The organism is Mucilaginibacter flavus, from assembly GCF_030409315.1.
GTDB lineage: Bacteria > Bacteroidota > Bacteroidia > Sphingobacteriales > Sphingobacteriaceae > Mucilaginibacter > Mucilaginibacter flavus.
This window is the reverse complement of the sequence record NZ_JAUFPS010000093.1, coordinates 57,663-75,312: the sequence shown is the minus strand read 5'-3', so window position 1 is coordinate 75,312 and position 17,650 is coordinate 57,663. Positions and strand designations below refer to the sequence as shown.

16 protein-coding genes and 1 riboswitch are annotated in these 17,650 nt (G+C 40.8%); of the genes, 6 read left to right on the top strand and 10 right to left on the bottom strand.

Annotated elements, in window-relative coordinates; all coding sequences use genetic code 11:
* Window positions 1-192 precede the first annotated feature (192 nt).
* The 7 genes from QWZ17_RS26850 to QWZ17_RS26820 form a co-directional block, all read right to left on the bottom strand.
* On the bottom strand, window positions 193-1,536 hold the full coding sequence (locus tag QWZ17_RS26850) for a PhoH family protein (RefSeq protein WP_290308428.1): 1,344 nt from the start codon (window positions 1,534-1,536) through the stop codon (window positions 193-195).
* Between the two features lie 655 nt (window positions 1,537-2,191).
* Window positions 2,192-2,950 (bottom strand): TIGR03915 family putative DNA repair protein, encoded by a 759-nt coding sequence (locus QWZ17_RS26845; RefSeq protein WP_290308427.1) that lies wholly within the window; start codon window positions 2,948-2,950, stop codon window positions 2,192-2,194.
* Between the two features lie 2 nt (window positions 2,951-2,952).
* Window positions 2,953-4,209 carry a putative DNA modification/repair radical SAM protein gene (locus QWZ17_RS26840; protein WP_290308426.1) on the bottom strand — a complete coding sequence of 419 codons (1,257 nt, stop codon included), beginning with the start codon at window positions 4,207-4,209 and terminating at the stop codon, window positions 2,953-2,955.
* A 235-nt stretch (window positions 4,210-4,444) separates the two neighbouring features.
* Window positions 4,445-5,194, bottom strand: coding sequence for a menaquinone biosynthetic enzyme MqnA/MqnD family protein (locus tag QWZ17_RS26835; protein ID WP_290308425.1), 750 nt, complete (start codon window positions 5,192-5,194; stop codon window positions 4,445-4,447).
* A 13-nt stretch (window positions 5,195-5,207) separates the two neighbouring features.
* Window positions 5,208-5,828 carry a histidine phosphatase family protein gene (locus tag QWZ17_RS26830; RefSeq protein ID WP_290308424.1) on the bottom strand — a complete coding sequence of 207 codons (621 nt, stop codon included), beginning with the start codon at window positions 5,826-5,828 and terminating at the stop codon, window positions 5,208-5,210.
* A 173-nt stretch (window positions 5,829-6,001) separates the two neighbouring features.
* Window positions 6,002-7,198 (bottom strand): aminofutalosine synthase MqnE, encoded by a 1,197-nt coding sequence (gene mqnE, locus QWZ17_RS26825; RefSeq protein WP_290308423.1) that lies wholly within the window; start codon window positions 7,196-7,198, stop codon window positions 6,002-6,004.
* Window positions 7,199-7,430: 232 nt separating this feature from the next.
* Window positions 7,431-7,952: a hypothetical protein gene (locus tag QWZ17_RS26820; RefSeq protein WP_290308422.1), complete on the bottom strand. Its 522-nt coding sequence runs from the start codon at window positions 7,950-7,952 to the stop codon at window positions 7,431-7,433.
* Window positions 7,953-8,044: 92 nt separating this feature from the next.
* On the opposite strand from QWZ17_RS26820, the gene QWZ17_RS26815 reads away from it, so the two are divergent.
* From QWZ17_RS26815 to QWZ17_RS26800, 4 genes are all read left to right on the top strand, one after another.
* Window positions 8,045-9,163 carry a trans-sulfuration enzyme family protein gene (locus QWZ17_RS26815; RefSeq protein WP_290308421.1) on the top strand — a complete coding sequence of 373 codons (1,119 nt, stop codon included), beginning with the start codon at window positions 8,045-8,047 and terminating at the stop codon, window positions 9,161-9,163.
* 230 nt (window positions 9,164-9,393) lie between these two features.
* A riboswitch (SAM riboswitch) is annotated at window positions 9,394-9,504 on the top strand.
* 244 nt (window positions 9,505-9,748) lie between these two features.
* The gene (locus QWZ17_RS26810) at window positions 9,749-11,068 is read left to right on the top strand and encodes an O-acetylhomoserine aminocarboxypropyltransferase/cysteine synthase family protein (RefSeq protein WP_290308420.1); all 1,320 of its coding nucleotides are present in this window, start codon (window positions 9,749-9,751) and stop codon (window positions 11,066-11,068) included.
* A gap of 84 nt (window positions 11,069-11,152) precedes the next feature.
* Complete coding sequence (locus tag QWZ17_RS26805; protein WP_290308419.1) at window positions 11,153-12,208, top strand: homoserine O-acetyltransferase family protein; 1,056 nt, start codon at window positions 11,153-11,155, stop codon at window positions 12,206-12,208.
* On the top strand, window positions 12,208-13,419 hold the full coding sequence (locus QWZ17_RS26800) for a homoserine dehydrogenase (protein ID WP_290308418.1): 1,212 nt from the start codon (window positions 12,208-12,210) through the stop codon (window positions 13,417-13,419). The genes QWZ17_RS26805 and QWZ17_RS26800 overlap by 1 nt, the downstream gene beginning before the upstream one ends.
* A 103-nt stretch (window positions 13,420-13,522) precedes the next feature.
* On the opposite strand, the gene QWZ17_RS26795 is transcribed toward QWZ17_RS26800, so the two are convergent.
* Window positions 13,523-14,005: a hypothetical protein gene (locus tag QWZ17_RS26795; RefSeq protein WP_290308417.1), complete on the bottom strand. Its 483-nt coding sequence runs from the start codon at window positions 14,003-14,005 to the stop codon at window positions 13,523-13,525.
* Window positions 14,006-14,075: 70 nt separating this feature from the next.
* Window positions 14,076-14,765: a 2,3-diphosphoglycerate-dependent phosphoglycerate mutase gene (gene gpmA, locus QWZ17_RS26790; RefSeq protein ID WP_290308416.1), complete on the bottom strand. Its 690-nt coding sequence runs from the start codon at window positions 14,763-14,765 to the stop codon at window positions 14,076-14,078.
* A 105-nt stretch (window positions 14,766-14,870) separates the two neighbouring features.
* Between gpmA and QWZ17_RS26785 the strand changes: the two genes are divergently transcribed.
* Window positions 14,871-15,461, top strand: a complete 591-nt coding sequence (locus QWZ17_RS26785; protein WP_290308415.1) for an acetate uptake transporter — start codon at window positions 14,871-14,873, stop codon at window positions 15,459-15,461.
* Between the two features lie 23 nt (window positions 15,462-15,484).
* Complete coding sequence (locus QWZ17_RS26780; protein WP_290308414.1) at window positions 15,485-15,868, top strand: SRPBCC domain-containing protein; 384 nt, start codon at window positions 15,485-15,487, stop codon at window positions 15,866-15,868.
* Window positions 15,869-15,973: 105 nt separating this feature from the next.
* Here the strand turns inward: QWZ17_RS26780 and QWZ17_RS26775 are convergent, their stop codons facing one another.
* Window positions 15,974-17,332, bottom strand: coding sequence for an OmpA family protein (locus tag QWZ17_RS26775; RefSeq protein ID WP_290308413.1), 1,359 nt, complete (start codon window positions 17,330-17,332; stop codon window positions 15,974-15,976).
* Window positions 17,333-17,650: the final 318 nt, after the last annotated feature.

The following is a 17,650-nucleotide window of genomic DNA, read 5'->3' as shown; positions in this document are numbered from 1 at the left end:
TTGCTGCTTCTTTGATACTATTTCTCGCCTGATCATGATTTAAATGATTTACTAATTTAGTAAACCTATTTCAGGACGAGACACAATGATACAATTTTAAGACTTGCGAAGTTTTTAAAATTTCGCAGATCTGGCATTAAACTTATCAAAGATGTTGCGGAAATTTAATTGAACATTGCCTGAACAACGCCATTACAGCAACTCCGTAGCCAAATTAGCCAGCTCACTACGCTCGCCCTTTTGTAAGGTAATATGAGCATACAGCGGGTGTCCCTTGGCTTTATCAATAAGGTAAGAGAGGCCGTTACTTTCGGCATCAAGATATGGTGTATCAATCTGGTAAATGTCTCCTGTAAAAACAAATTTACTGTTCTCACCGGCGCGGGATATGATGGTTTTTACCTCGTGCGGAGTAAGATTTTGGGCTTCATCAACTATGAAGAAAATTTTGCTGAGCGTACGGCCACGGATAAAAGCAAGTGGTGCTATCGAAATTTTATCATTACTCACCAGTTCATCAATTTTTGCCTGCATTTTGTCATCATCCGCAAACTGATCTTTAATAAATTTAAGGTTATCCCATATAGGGGCCATGTAAGGATCAATCTTTGACTTGATATCGCCGGGCAAAAAGCCAATATCTTTGTTGCTTAAAGGTACTATTGGGCGGGTAACAAATATCTGCCGGTAAAATTTGCGCTGTTCCAGGGCACTGGCCAGGGCCAGTAATGTTTTACCAGTACCGGCGTTTCCCTGTATGGTTACCAGTTTAATATCGGGGTGCAATAGCGCGTGAATAGCAAAAGCCTGCTCAATATTCCTTGGCGAAATATTGAATACCGGTTGCTCGGTCACTTTCTCCAGCTGTTGTGTTTGGGCATTATAAAATCCGGCAACATCGTTTTTTTTACTCTTGAGAATGTAAAAATGGTTATTGGTGTAATTGGGTACGCTTAAACTTTCGGCAGGCAGGTTTTCCTGTTTGTTGAGCTGGGTAATTAGTTTTTCGGTAACCTTATCTACGTCGGTTTTGCCGGTGTAAAGTTCAGCAAGGTTTTTGATCTTGCCTGTTTCATAATCCTCAGCATGTAGGTTAAGGGCTTTGGCTTTAAGGCGTAAACAAATATCCTTAGATACCAGCACAACCTTTTTATTCGGGTATTCTTCCTGCAAACCCAGGGCGGCATTTAAAATACGATGATCTGTTTTCTCAGAACCGAATACTTCCTCGGCGTTTAAAGCGGTGGTTTTAGTATCCATGGCAACCTTAAAGCTGCCTTTGCTTTTACCATTTAGCGGAATCCAATCATTAACCATGCTATTGCGCGAAAACTCGTCCATTAAACGGATAAAGCTTCGGGCTTCAAAATTGCGGGTATCGTTGCCGTTCTTTTTGTTATCAAGTTCTTCCAATACCTGTATAGGTATGGCAACATCATGCTCCTGGAAGTTTTGAAAGGCGTTGTGATCATAAAGGATCACAGAGGTATCTAAAACGAATATCTTCTTCTGGTTACGCTGGCCGTCCTTATTCATATCCTACTAAATTAGGTTTTTTAAGATATGTTTAAAACGAAAACAATCGTAGCAAACAAAAAAACCTTGTAAAAGCGAAAACGGGAGCCTCCTCTTTCGATTTGAACTCCCGTTTCCTAACCACTGTTCCACCGTAGTTTCCCAGTAGCACCAAGTTTTGTGTATCCATGACCGATAAGCTTTTTGTCTGTCGTTCTTGCGAACTCTTGATTTCTTGCTACATCACTGGTTCTGTTTTGGGTCTCCGTAAAGCCCCGCATCGTTCCCGGTACCTCTTTTAATCACAATCTTTTTTCAAAGACTTTCGTAATTTTCATTTTTTCATGTGACTCAGTGAACTTCTTTTGATCTTTAGTTTCTCCTGAGAGTTACCCGATTCAATTTCTGTTTTCCTGAAAGGCTGTCAAAGTACGTCGTTCTTGATGATTTCAATATCGGGACATAATCACGTTTTGGCAAGAAAAAAATAATTTTGTTATACACAGGTTATTAACACTAATTAAAGAGTTATCAACATCTACCAGGAGTCTGCTTAAAGTATAAAAGTTGTTTTCGATTGATAATTCGTCAGCGTTATTAACAAATAGGATATTAACAAAACAGGTTCAAAATGAATACTTTCAAAAAATAAAAAAAGCGTAAAATATAAAATATCTTAAATTTTCTCTGTTAAATGCCGCCAATAGCGCTTGGGAATATGCCTTAAATGAAGCTTTGTATTTTTGCGTAAAACAATGTTTACGCTGGCAAAATAGTTTTTCCAAAGATGCTGGTAAATCTTTTCGTCCTTGCTGTAAGCGCTAATCACATCTGCAGGCTTGCTGGCGTCCGAAAAATCGAGCGAAATGTATTGTGTATCATGTAAATCATAATGAATACCATAACGACGTTTTATATCATAGATGATCCATTTTTGATCGGCATACCTGTTTTTAAAATGCCTGATGAGTAACGGCAATACGTTAAAATCAGGTTCGATGGCAGCGTAATACGTTTCATCTGCCAGTTTTTGAAAACGGATAAAGGCCTCCATTCTGTGTTTTTCCCGCCTTACCATTTTAAGTATCTCTGATAAGCGCATCACATATTTATTGCCGTAATCTTCCTCCACATTTACATCGGTATCAAAAACATAACGAATGAAACCAATAATACTGCTTTCCTCGTCCACCATTTCGGCCATATGGGCAATGTACAGGCGTTGCACACCTGCTGACGATAGTTTTCTTCTTAGCCCTGCCAAAACCCTGGTAGCGCGTTTATCGTCGGTTATTATTTGCAGTACTTCTTCAAACATCGCGCCGCTGCGCCACTCCACTTTTATTAGCTTTACGTGAAACAGTTTGCGCTCGTATATTTCAAATACGGCGGTTAGCAAACCTTCAAATGTTCCATCGTAAACAAGTGTGTACATTGTCAAAACAGGCTAAGTTGGGATTGAGTGTTTTTGATGTATTTACTTTGTGATTCGGCCAGTATAAATTGTTTGATGTTGTTACCGGTAAGGTCCCGCCGCTCAAATTCATTGCTTTTGCAGATGATAAAATAGCGCGCCCTGTTTAGGGCCACTCCTATTTTTTTCAACTGCTCCCAGCTTAGTTTGGCAAACTTGCGTGCCCCGATAATTTTTTGTGCCGATAACAAGCCTATCCCCGGTACGCGCAAAATCATTTGCAAATCGGCCTTATTAATATCTATCGGGAAAACCTGCATATTACGGATGGCCCAACTTAGTTTTGGGTCAATATCCAGATCAAGGAGTGGCTGCTGATTGTTTACAATTTCGTTTACATGAAAGCCATAAAAACGCATCAGCCAGTCGGCCTGGTACAAGCGATTTTCACGAACCATGGGTACCGATGTATTTAAATCAGGTAAGCGCTGATCTGCCAAAACCGGCACATATCCCGAGTAGTAAACCCTTTTTAAGTTGAAATTTTTATAAAAGTAATTTGCCGATTGTAAAATCTGCTGGTCGTCCTCGGGCGTGGCACCAATTATAACCTGGGTACTTTGCCCGGCAGGTGCAAACATGGGCGCTTTTTTGAAAAGCTTTTTTTCTTCGGTGCGCAAAATAATCTCGTCCTTTAAAAACTTCATAGGATCGATCATATCCTGCCGGTTTTTATCTGGCGCTAATAACTTTAAACCGGCTTCCGTTGGCATTTCAAGATTAACACTTAATCTATCAGCATACAGGCCGGCTTCGCGCATTAACTCATCACTTGCACCAGGGATAGATTTAAGGTGTATATAGCCGTTAAACTTATGTTCGGTACGCAACTTTTTAGCCACCCGCACCAGGCGTTCCATGGTATAATCGGCATCTTTAAAGATTCCGGAGCTTAAAAATAAGCCTTCAATATAATTACGGCGGTAAAAGTTGATAGTTAAATCAACCACCTCCTGCACCGTAAAAGCGGCACGTTTGATATCATTATTTTTTCGGGAAACACAATAAGCACAATCGAAAATACAATGGTTGGTAAGCAGGATTTTTAATAACGAAACGCATCGGCCATCTTCTGTATAACTGTGGCAAATACCATTGCTGGCATTCCCCAACCCCTTGTTTTCGTTCTTCCGTTTGCTCCCGCTTGATGCGCATGATACATCGTATTTGGCAGCATCTGCCAAAATATTCAACTTCTCCGTTATTCTTTCCTCATTCATCTCAAATCAAAAATACTAATAAAGTTAGCAATTTAAACTATAGAGAGGATTATTTCTGAATCAGAATTTTCAGAATTTAATAATTAACAGAATTAGAAAAAAATAAATTGCTTTGATTTCGGTTTCTGTAGCAGAATTGTGGTAATCCCTTATTTCTAAAAAAGCAGATTATACAAAACCTCCTAAACAAAAAAAGACGCATAAGCGTCTTTTTATAATAATCTATAAGGATTCTTTAGTCTTCCAGTTGTTTGATAAAATCCAAAAACATAAATAATGCCTTCTTCTTCTCATCCGTTAACTCGTAATCTATTTTTACCATCAGGTAATCTACCAAGTCAAAATCTTCACGCATTGGCAGTTCTTTAAAAAGTTCTCCGCGATGGTCAAGCCCGTATTTGAGGGCGGCGTTAAACTCCTCCATAAATTCCTTCGGGATGGGCTTGTTGGCTATCCAGCCGGCAAACATGAATGGTAAACCGGTAAATTTTTGCCACTCTTCGGCAAGGTCATATACGTATTTATACCGATCTTTTTTGCCAAAAGTCCGGTCGCCTATTTGCACAAAAGCGGTATTTGCCTCTGTAGACAGGCTGTAATCCGGCGCTTGTTTTATCAATTGCGGACTAATCTTCCAAAAGTTTTTAAGTAGTACCCGGGCCAGGTTATTGGACGAGCGCGATTCGGGATCGAGCTGTAAATATTTGATATCGTGCACTTCGCAATTGCTGAAAATAAACACGGAATTTACCGCGCCCACAGCGCCAATGCAGTAGTCAGACACGATGTTCCAATTGGGGATATTTAGTGTCGCCGCTACGGGGATAAGGCCGATGTCAACTACATCGTCAATCAGTTTCTGGGCGCAATCCGAAGGCATATCCAGGCTTAATTCTATTTTATCTACAAATCCGGTGTGTTGAAGGCCGTATATAAAGGGTTTGGTATTGGTGTAGCTAACTGCTGATATTCTGATCTTTTTCACAAGGAGCGCTCTTTCAGGATTGTTTTAAATGTTCGGCATTATTAAAATCGACGATCTCGAACTTCTCGCCATTATAAACCACTTTGTACAAAACCAGGTTTTGATGAGGAAAGGTATCCATTTCAGATAATGGCTTGCCGGTTAAAATGCAAAGTAACAAGCGCATGGCACGGCCGTGCATGCATATGAGTACAGTTTTTTCTTCGGGATGACTCATAATAACCTTCAGGGCTTCACGCTGACGGATCTCCACTTCGTTTGGGCTTTCACCACCTTCAAATTTGCTATTTAAATTACCGTCGAGCCAGTCGCGCATAATCTGTAAAAAGGCCGCTTTGTTTTCGGTAGTTGGTAGCTGTCCTTCATGAACACCCCATGCCAGCTCGTCTAATCCTGATAGTTTTTCAAATGATAAACCACCATCAATAAAAGGCTGGATACTTTGCTGCGTGCGCTTTAAAGCCGAGATATATGCCTTATCAAACGGAACATTTTTATAAGCTTCAAAAAATAGTCCGGCCTGCTTACGGCCTTCGTCGTTCAGATCGGTGTTTACACCACGGCCCTGAATGATCCCCAATTTGTTAAATTCGGTTTGGCCATGACGCACGATGTATAAAGTTTTTTCTACCATTCTTGAAGCTGAAAGCAGAAAGCCAAAGGCTTAAAGCTTAGTTTTAGCAAAAAGCTTAAAGCCCAAAGCCTAAAGCTTTTTTATTATTATTTACTCCGCTTGGGTGAATTTACCAAGCCTATTGTTTTTATTTTTTGCTTTCCGCTTTGAGCCTTATGCTTTAAGCTTGCCGCCTAATTAATTACCGGCAGTTTATAGTATTGTGGTTTGGGCTGAGTTTCGGGAAATTCGAAATCATTGTAATCAGTAACCACGTTGTAAAGCGTATCGCGCTCTATAGGGTAACGCCCTACATTTTTTATCAACTCAACCAATTCTTTCGTGCTCATCCCTGGTTTTTGCTCCTCAGCGCCTGCCATGGTGTAAATTTTGGTGGTGTCATCCAACGTGCCATCAATATCATCAACTCCAAAATTAAGCGAAAGCTGCGCTGTTGTACGGCTAATCATGGCCCAGTAGGCCTTAATATGATCGAAATTATCGAGGTAAATACGCGCGATGGCATAATTACGCAAATCTTCAACCACGGTTGACTCCGGTACGTGCGACATCTGGTTATCCTGGTTGCGGAATTTCAACGGGATAAAGGTTTGGAACCCGCCAGTTTTATCCTGCAACTGACGTAATTGCTCCATATGGTCAACCCGGTGATGGAATTTTTCGATATGGCCGTAAAGCATAGTAGCGTTTGATCTGCCGCCTAATTTATGCCATTCCTCATGAATAGCCAGCCACTGATCGCCGGTGCATTTATCTTTCGAAATCAAATCACGTACTTCGGGAGCAAAAATCTCGGCCCCGCCGCCTGGTATCGAACCCAAACCGGCTTCCATCATCAGGCGCATACCTGTGGCGTAGTCAATTTTGGCTTTTTTAAATATGTAATGATATTCAACCGGGGTTAATGCCTTAATATGTAATTCGGGGCGATGCTCACGGATGCGGTTAAAAAGTTGCTGGTAAAAAGGCACATCGTATTGTGGCAATACGCCGCCTACAATGTGTACCTCGGTAACAGGTTCGCCGTCGTATTTGGTCACCATATCAAACATTTCATCCATGGTGTACTCCCAGCCTTCCGATTTTTGTTTCAGCAGGCGCGAGTATGAACAAAATTTGCAATCGTAAACGCAAAGATTGGTAGGCTCGATATGGAAATTGCGGTTGAAATAGGTTTTATCGCCGTGGCGTTTTTCGCGGATGTAGTTGGCCAAAACACCAAGATAGCCAAGGTCGCCCTGCTCATATAGTGTAACGCCTTCATCAAAGGAGATCCTTTCGCTGCGCAATACTTTTTCAGCAATAAGCTTTAAATCAGCCGGCAGATCGGGATTTTGTAACAATAACTGTAAATTACTTTCAGCTTCCATTCAAAAAACTTTGTACAAAAGTAGCAAATGTTAGCGTAATGAGAATGTAATATATGGCTATCAGCACCTTTACAACGTTCCAATTCGTAACTTGCAATTACAACACACAATCGTACAGATATTTACGAACAAAATTAATTTTCAATATTTATTGAAGATTTGAAAAATTAGATTCCTACCCTATCTTATTACCCGCATTTTAACATATAAACATTAAGCTATACTGCCTTATCTAAAGCGTAGTTATCGATGTAATATTAATGCCGGTAAAACAATCATCGGCGCAGTTACGCGGCACATAGCCGCAGTTGGATATAATACCGTTAATCTTAGCTTCAAAAATGATTTCGTTGGTACTGGCGTCAACCTTAAGCCAAACGGTGTGCGCTTTGGTATAAACATCATCTATGGTCATTAGCTCGCCGGCTTCTTCGCCATGCGTGTTGATGTGAGTATCGTCCTCATGCCAGGTTTTAAGGGTATCTTTAGTGTTAGTTCCATCGTTACGGTATTTAAAGGAAGTATAATCGCGGGAAATAATTTTCCCTTTGTTAACCGTGGTAGTTACTTCAGCACCATACCCGGTCCATGAACCCCAGTTCACTGTATATTTATAAGAATTATGAATACTGGCTTTATAACTTATCCAGGCTTTATAGCTGGTGTCGTATTCATCGCTCTTAGCTATGTTTTCCTTTTTACAGCCTGTGGCCGATAATAAAACGAGCAGGGTAAGCAGGTACAGGTTTTTCATAAGGTTTTTTTAATCATTACGAAAAGATTAAACAAGCTGCTACAGCAAATACCGAATAATCTTATTTATTTTGGCCCAATAACATTTACACCATGAAAATTGAAACCATAGCTATACACGCGGGCAATAAGGTAGACGGATCATCAAAAGCCGTAATACAACCCATTATACTATCAACAACTTTTGAGCGCGGCGAAGATGGCGGTTTTCCTGGCGGGCACATTTATAGCCGTTCATCAAACCCTAATCGCTTATTGTTAGAGAATGTTATAGCTAAGTTAGAAGGTGGTGCCGATGCCGCGGCGTTTTCATCGGGTAATGCTGCAGGCATGTCGGTTTTTCAATCGCTGGCACCGGGCACGCATATTATTTGTCCGGATGATATGTATCACGGCCTGCGCAATCAGCTTAAAAACCTGTTTGCAGGTATCCTGACTTTTGATTTCATCGATGTAAACGATGGCGATGTTTTACAACAACATATCCGCCCCGAAACCGGTGTAATCTGGGTAGAAACACCGTCAAACCCTTTACTTAAAATTACCGATATTAAACAGGTAGTGGCCATAGCCAAGGAGAAAGACATCAAAGTGGTGGTTGATAATACATTTGCCACACCTATATGTCAGCAACCTTTGGCTTTAGGTGCCGATTTAGTAATGCACTCCACCACCAAATATTTTGGCGGTCACAGCGACCTGATGGGCGGCGCGCTAATTACTGCCGAAAAAAGCGAATGGTGGGCAAAAATACGCCAGGTACAGGAAATGGGCGGCGCTATCCCCTCGCCTACAGATTGTTTCTGGCTGGTGCGCAGTATTAAAACCTTGCCTTACCGCGTTAAAGGCCATGTATACAATGCGCGGTTGCTGGCCGAATTTTTAGAACAACACCCTAAAGTTGAGCAGGTATTATACCCCGGCTTACCATCGCATCCGCAACATCAAACAGCCAAAGAGCAAATGCTGGCTTTTGGCGGGATGTTATCGTTCATAGTAAAAGGGGATAGAGAGGATACGCATAAGATCATCAATAAGCTTAAAATATTCACCAAAGCCACCAGCCTCGGCGGTGTAGAAAGCCTCATAGAGCACCGTGCCACCGTTGAAGGCCCGGATACCAAAACGCCCTTTAACTTGCTCAGGGTTTCTGTAGGTTTAGAGCATATCGACGACCTGATAGCGGATATCGAGCAAGCTCTGAAGGGATAAAGGATTAAAAGATTAAGGAGTAAGGACGGAAAGAACGAGGAGTAAATATAATTTGTCTTTGATCTCTTCATCCTTGCTCCAAAAACCTTTCCTCCAAAAGTCCTTGTTCTTTTGTCCAAACGTCTTTTGTCTAAATAAAATTTGGTATTTTAATAATTATCGCGTTATCTTTGCAACATTATTTGGTAGCAATACCATAATCGATCAATTCTCCGCATAGTTCGGGTGTTGATTTATAAAGAAGCGGCGAGAGATCAGGCTCAATGACCCGCTGGCAACCCTTCAATTTTGAAGAAGGTGCCAATTCCTGTCCCGGCAAATAACACCGGGGGATATAAATTTATAGCCATGAAAAGTTTAATTACAATTACTACAAGCAACATTTTTAATACCCAAAACGGTAACATACATATTATTAGCCCCATTAACGGCAATATTATTTGTATGTGTTGCTGCTGTTGATGCTTCAATACGTCCCTTTTTCGTCCCTGAAAAATATGCGTGTTGCAATCCGGTAAAATATCCACCGGCTTGCCAAAATCCATCTAAACATCAAATTTAATTCAAACTTTAAAATCTAAAACTATGTCAAACTTAAAATTCGAAACCCTACAACTACACGCCGGTCAGGAAGTTGATGCCACAACAGGATCACGCGCTGTGCCGCTTTACCAAACCACCTCTTACGTATTTAACAGTGCCGAACATGGTGCAAACCTTTTTGCCTTAAAGGAATTTGGCAATATTTATACCCGCCTCATGAACCCTACTACCGATGTGTTTGAAAAACGCATCGCGGCTTTAGAGGGTGGCGTGGCGGCATTGGCTACCGCGTCGGGCCAGGCAGCGCAATTCATCGCTTTAAACAACATTTTACAGGCAGGCGATAACTTTGTTACTTCCCCTTTTCTTTACGGAGGCACTTATAATCAATTTAAAGTAGCCTTTAAACGCCTTGGTATCGAAGTTCGTTTTGCGAAAGATGATACAGCCGAAAGCCTGGAAGCTTTAATTGACGATAAAACCAAAGCCATTTACCTGGAAACCATTGGCAACCCGGGCTTTACCATTGCCGATTTTGACAAAGTTGGCGCTTTGGCGAAAAAACACGATCTGCCACTTATTGTTGATAACACTTTTGGCGCAGGCGGTTATTTATTCCGCCCGTTAGACCATGGTGCAAGTGTGGTAGTACAATCAACCACCAAATGGATTGGCGGACATGGCACCAGCATTGGCGGCGTTATTGTTGATGGTGGCAATTACAACTGGGGCAACGGCAAGTTTCCTCAATTTACCGAGCCATCTGAAGGTTATCACGGCTTAGTTTTTGCCGATGTTTTTGGCATCGGCGGCCCGTTTGGTAATATTCAATTCATCATTCGTGCCCGTGTAGAAGGCTTGCGTGATTTCGGGCCATCGCAATCGCCATTTAATTCATGGCTTAACATACAGGGTTTAGAAACTTTATCCCTGCGGGTACAACGCCATGTAGATAATACTTTAGAATTAGCTAAATGGTTGGAACAACATCCGCTTGTAAAATCGGTAAACTATCCCGGCCTGGCCTCATCAAAATACCATGATTTGGCAAAAAAGTATTTAAAGAACGGTTTTGGCGCGGTGTTATCATTTGAAATTGAAGGTGATAAAACCGATGCCAGCAAGGTTATTGACAGCCTTAAACTGGTAAGCCATTTGGCAAATGTAGGCGATGCCAAAACATTGATTATACAACCGTCGGCAACAACCCATCAGCAATTATCTGATGAGGAACAGCTGTCGGCAGGCGTAACACCAACATCATTACGTGTGGCTGTTGGTATTGAGCACATTGACGATATAAAAGCAGATTTTGAACAGGCATTTGCCAGCGTACAAGCGGCACAGGCCCAATTAGTATAAATAGTGAGGGGTGAGTGGTGAATGGTGAGTTCTTAAAAGCCGACTCACAGTTCACCACTCACAATTCCCTATCATGATAACATAATGAGTATAGAAACATATAAGTACACGCAACCTTTTAAGCTCGAATCAGGCAGGCAGTTACCAGGATTGGAAATTGGCTTTCATACCTATGGCCGGTTAAACAAGGCGAAAGATAATGTAGTTTGGGTTTGTCATGCGCTTACTGCCAACTCTGACGTACTTGATTGGTGGAAAGGTATTGTAGGTACCGGCAGTATTTTTAATCCGGAAGAACATTTTATTGTTTGTGCCAATATTTTGGGTTCGCCTTATGGTACAAGTAACCCTTTAAATATTGATCCCGAAACCGGGCAGCCTTATTTACAATCGTTCCCTCAATTCACGATCAGGGATATTGTAAACGTGCACCGTTTACTGGCCGATCATTTGCAAATTGATAAAATACATATTTTGATTGGCGGCTCATTAGGTGGTCAGCAAGCGTTAGAATGGGGTATTTGTGAGCCGGAAAGGATTAAAAACCTAATCCTTATAGCTACCAACGCCCGTCATTCACCATGGGGGGTTGCTTTCAATGAATCGCAGCGCCTGGCTTTAAGTGCAGATCCAACGTTTAGCGACGGCAGCGCTGATGGCGGCCAAAAGGGATTAAAGGCAGCACGTACCATTGCCCTGCTCTCCTATCGTACTTATAAAACCTATGGCATTACCCAACAGGAAGATGAAGACGGCAAAACCGACAACTTCAAAGCATCAACCTACCAGGATTATCAGGGACAAAAATTAGTGAACCGCTTTAATGCCCATAGCTATTGGTATTTAACCAAAACTATGGATTCGCACAACGTAGGGCGCAACCGTCACGGGGTTGAAAAAGCTTTGAGTTTGATTAAAGCGCGTACACTGGTTATAGGCATCACATCTGATGTGTTGTTCCCTATTGAGGAGCAGCAATACCTTTTCAGGCACATTCCTAAATCGGCCTTTGCCCAGTTAGATTCGTTTTATGGGCACGATGGCTTTTTAATTGAAACAGAGTTTTTAACAAATATTATCACATCGTTTTTTAAAACCGATGTAAAAGGAAAAATTATAGAATTGCAACGTACAGCGTAATGAGTAAAAAGTTAAGTATAGGATTATTTGGATTTGGCGTAGTTGGACAGGGTTTATATGACATCATCAAAACAAAAAATTTAAACATCGAAATTGTAAAATTCGCTATTAAAGACCCTAACAAAAAGCGGTCGTTACCTGCAGAGTTATTTACAACAGATAAAGAGGAGTTGCTGAACAATCCCGAAATCAATACCATTGTGGAGTTGATTAATGATACTGAAGCCGCTTTTGAAATTGTATCAAGGGCTTTAAGCAGCGGCAAAAATGTAGTATCGGCCAGTAAAAAAATGATCGCCCTGCATTTGGACGAGCTGATTGAACTACAACAAAAACATGGCACTTCATTGTTGTATGAAGGCGCGGTATGCGGTAGTATTCCTATCATCCGTAACCTGGAAGAGTATTATGATAACGAGTTACTGCACTCCATAAGCGGTATTTTTAATGGTTCATCAAATTATATCCTTTCCAAAGGCTTCATTGAAGGTTTGGATTATGACAGGGCTTTGCAACAAGCCCAGGACCTTGGTTTTGCCGAAACCGACCCTACCAGTGATGTTGGCGGTTTCGACGCCAAATACAAACTGATCATAGCGGCGGCACACGCTTACGGTGTTATTGTTAACCCCGACGAAGTTTTTAACCTCGGCATCCAAAACCTGGCAGCGCATGATTTGCAGTACGCCCGCGAAAAAAATCTGAAGATAAAACTGGTACCGGTAGCTAAAGAACTTGACGATAAAAACGTAGCCATGTTTGTATTACCTAAGTTTGTAACCAGCAGCGAGTTTTTATATAATGTAGAGTATGAATATAACGGCGTAACCGTACAGGCAGCGTTTGCAGATCAGCAATTCTTTTTTGGCAAAGGTGCCGGCGGCCATCCAACCGGTTCGGCAGTTTTATCGGATATTGCTGCTTTACGGTACGATTATCAGTACGAGTACAAAAAGGCCAAGGCTAAATCAAACCTGAATTTTACCAATAATATAGAGCTGGATATTTATTTAAGGTACGATGATGAGCGTTTAGTTGATGATTTGAAATTTATTTCAATAAAAGAGCGCTATTATTCAGGCGATTATAAATTTGTCATCGGAAAAGTGAATTTGCAAAATCTGATCGATAATCAATCCCGTATATCTGTGAGTAAGGCATTCGTTGCCTTTGCCGGTCAGCTAACGGGGGTCAGCTTGGCATCGGCATAAAACAAACAGTTAAAGTTTTAATGTAGATTTTTCTTTGTTGTTTGTACAAAAAAAGGCTCCGTTTCCGGGGCCTTTTTTGTTATCCTATATTTTATGCTAAATGCTACTTCGCATAATAAGCCGCTATTCTTTTACCGAAGGCAACCGTTAAAATACCTATACACAGTTTTGATACCGAAGATATGATCATATCTTGATCGCCAACGCTTGATAGTTTATACAAACGGTACAGCATATCCGGCAGGGTATTCACAATAAGTAAACCGCCAATAATGAGCAGTGCTATTTCATAAATTACCTTTCTATCGGCAAAAAGTTTAACGTTCTCCTGCCTGTCGGCAGTTACCGTTATTATCCGGGTTATAAATTTGGTACATGCTATTAAAAAAATAGCAAAAGCCATAAGCAATAAAAAGCTTAATCCGTTTATCCATAACAGGTTGGTTTGTTCGCTGCCTTGTTCGGTTGTGGTAGAAGCGTGATTTTGAACAAAGGTTAACAGGCTTGGCAGTTTTGAGATATCGGCTACTAACAGATAAATACCCAGTATCTTAATAGTTATCTCATAGATATCAGATTTCTTCATTTTTATTTTAGGCTATCGTTTATAATTAATTGGTGGCCTAATATAAATCATATCCTTTATATAACGGCCGCTATTCTAAATAATAATGCCTTATGCGGTTTAATCCGTGATCAAGCTCATAAACCCAGGGGGTTGCGGTAGGGATCTCTAATTTGGTAACTTCCTCATCGCTCAGGCAATCAATATATTTTATTAATGAGCGTAAACTGTTTCCATGTGCAACCACAATTACCTTTTGGTTTCGGCGCATGGCATTCACAATAGCTTCGTTCCAAAATGGAAGTACCCTATCCATGGTTTCGCTCAGGTTTTCGGTTAATGGCAATTCACGATCTGTGAGATCCTGGTAGCGTAAGTCATGCCCGGGAAACCGGGCATCGTCCTTAGTTATGGCCGGTGGATGTTCGTTAGGGTCGCGTCGCCATTTCTGTACCTGCTCAAAACCATATTTGGCTATGGCTTCATCTTTATTCATTCCCTGCAAATCGCCATAAAAACGTTCATTTAACCGCCATGATTTTTCTACCGGAATCCAAAGGTGGTCAAGCTCCTCCAATACAAAATGCATAGTTTTTATCGATCGTTTAAGATACGATGTAAAACCGGCATCAAAGTTATAACCATTCTTTTTAAGGATTTGGCCTGCCCTACGGGCTTGCTGGTAACCATTTTCGGAAAGATCTGCATCTTCCCAGCCGGTAAATCTATTTTCAAGGTTGAAGGTACTTTCGCCGTGGCGTATCAATACTATTTTTTGCATAGGTAATTGCTTAACACAAAAGTAAGCGCAGAGTTATAAAAAAAATTGTAAAATGTATATAAATCAGTTAGCTTGCAATATAAACCAACTAACAATAAACCTATTATGACATCAATTACTCCCGCCCCTGTTAAGGACGGCATTGCTAATCCTGCGCCGCTTGGTCTTTGTGCTTTTGGCATGACAACTGTTTTATTAAACATCCATAACGCCGGCTTTTTTGAAATGAACAGTATGATACTGGCCATGGGCATATTTTATGGCGGCCTGGCACAGGTAATTGCAGGTGTAATTGAGGCCAAAAAGAACAATACTTTTGGGTTAACCGCCTTTACATCTTATGGCTTTTTCTGGCTATCGCTGGTAGGTTTAATTGTGATTCCCAAATTTGGTTGGGTACCTGCTGCATCTGAAGGTGCTATGTGCGCTTACCTGAGCATTTGGGGCGTATTTACTTTGCTTTTGTTTTTTGGCACGTTAAAATTAAACCGCGCGCTTCAGTTTGTTTTTGCATCGTTAACGGTATTATTCTTTTTACTGGTTGCCGGCGACGCTACGGGCAACACCGCTATTAAACACCTTGCAGGTTACGAGGGCATTATTTGTGGCGCATCTGCAATTTATACGGGCATAGCCAATGTACTCAATGAGGTTTACGGTCGTACGGTTTTACCTATTGGCCCTGTTAACGTTTAAAATAATCTTGCTAACTTGCGCAGGTGAAAGATTTTAAAAAATACTACAGCATACCGGCCACGCCCGAAGAAATTTATATGGCAATCACCAATCCCGTCACCATTGAATTGTGGACCGGCGAAGTTGCTGAAATGAGTACCGTTCCAGGTTCGGAATTTTCTATGTGGGACGGCAGCATAGTAGGTAAAAACCTTGAATTTGAAGAGAATAAGAAGGTTGTACAACAATGGTATTTTGAAGGCAAATCTGACGATTCCATTGTAACCATTAAACTTCATGCCGATAAAAACGGTACATCTGCCGAATTAAGGCATACCAATATCCCCGATGAGGATTTTGAAGATATTACCGAAGGCTGGACATACACTTACTTTGGCGGCCTGGCAGATTTTTTTGAGGGCGAATAACAAACCGTTTCAATTAACATTGAACAAGTATTAAATAAAGAAAGCCGCTCCTTACGAGCGGCTTTCCTGCATATAACAATTTAACCCTAAAACTAACTTGCTCTTTTAATATAAGGTAAACTCCACCCTTCTGTTAATCTGCCTGCCTTTTGCGGTTTTGTTTGATGCTATTGGTTGGTTTTGGCCATAACCTACAGCTTCTATACGTGAAGGATTTGCACCTTTACTAACCAAGTAGTGCTTAATTGATTCGGCACGGGCTTTTGATAGTATCATATTTAGTTTTGCCGAGCCCTTATTATCGGTATGGCCACCAAGTTTCAGGCTGAAGTTTTTATTCACCAGCAAATCTGCCACTTTATCTAATCCAGGTAGTGATGTAGGGCGAAGTGTTGCTTTTCCGTAGTCAAATTCAAGATCTTTAATAGCCTCTGTAACAACTTTTTTGTCGTTTTCTGTAACTACTAATACAAGCGGGCAACCAGAACCATCAACTTTTGTACCGGCTGGAGTATTAGGGCACTTATCGTTTACGTCCGGCACGCCATCACCATCGCTATCTGTTGTCATTTTAGTTAGGGTGGCGTTAACATCGTCCCTTAATTTGGCATTTTTATCTTTTTCAACGTCAAGTTCTGATTGGATGGCTGCTTTGGTATTAACATCACCTGTTAAGTATTCGGTACGTAATGATGATACAGGGTTATGTGTTGCCATTTGCGGCTTTTTGCTGCTGCCAAAAGCATATTCAAGCCCTAAGTGAATGTATGAGAACTTATCGCTGTTTGATCCATAGTTGTACCCATCCAGATTATCGGTATTAACAAAACTAACCTGGTAGCCTAAATCAATGTTAACCTTGTTTGACACGTTAAATTTAACGCCAACACCTACCGGAATCAGAGTTTCATAGGCCGCGTTGTTTTTGCCAAATGGATCTTTGAACGGAAGATTTGGCCCGCCGGTATGTTGAATAACCGGGGTATAATTGATAACACCCGCCGATGCGCTCAAATAAGGTTGTACAAATGGCTTTTTATTTTCCCAATTTACGTTAGCAAAGGTAAAAACCGCGCCCAGGGTTGTTGACCAATTTAGCTTAGTACTGTAAGATGTTAACGGGTTGGCAGGATCGGGCTGAGCGCTTGAGCCTTTTAATGTACCTCTTAAAAAATCAAGTTGAATACCTATAGCGGGTAAAACCTGCTTTTTAACATATAAACCATATCCAAAACTGGAGGCCGGGTGCGTAAAATCTGACTGATCTTTAGTGCTCAGAATATTATACATGGTAGTAATACCACCACTAACCCCTACCGACCATGTATTTAACATTTTGCTGCCCGAAAACGGAACCACGTAATCTTTAGTGGCCGTACTATCTGGAGTAGTTTGGGCAAATAATCTACCTCCTAATAGAATGCCTACCAGGAGCAGCGTGTGTTTTTTAGGATTTAATTTCATATGGATATGTTTAAGTATTTCACTTGTTTATATATACAATTATACCTTTTATACCATACAAAGTTTCAAACCTCTACCGTTAATTTCAATAAAGATTATTTTGTGAATAAATTGACTATAAGTAATTTATGATATTTTCCACAAAGAAATCCTGTCTGATATTTTTAATATATTTTATATAATAATAAACAATATACCAAACAATTTTAATACGTGCAAACATCATGGGGTAAATGAACAAAATGAAAAAAACGACCAAGCCATGAACCTTATGGTTACAGCAAAACCTAAAAACAACAAGAGGCGATAGAATTAACT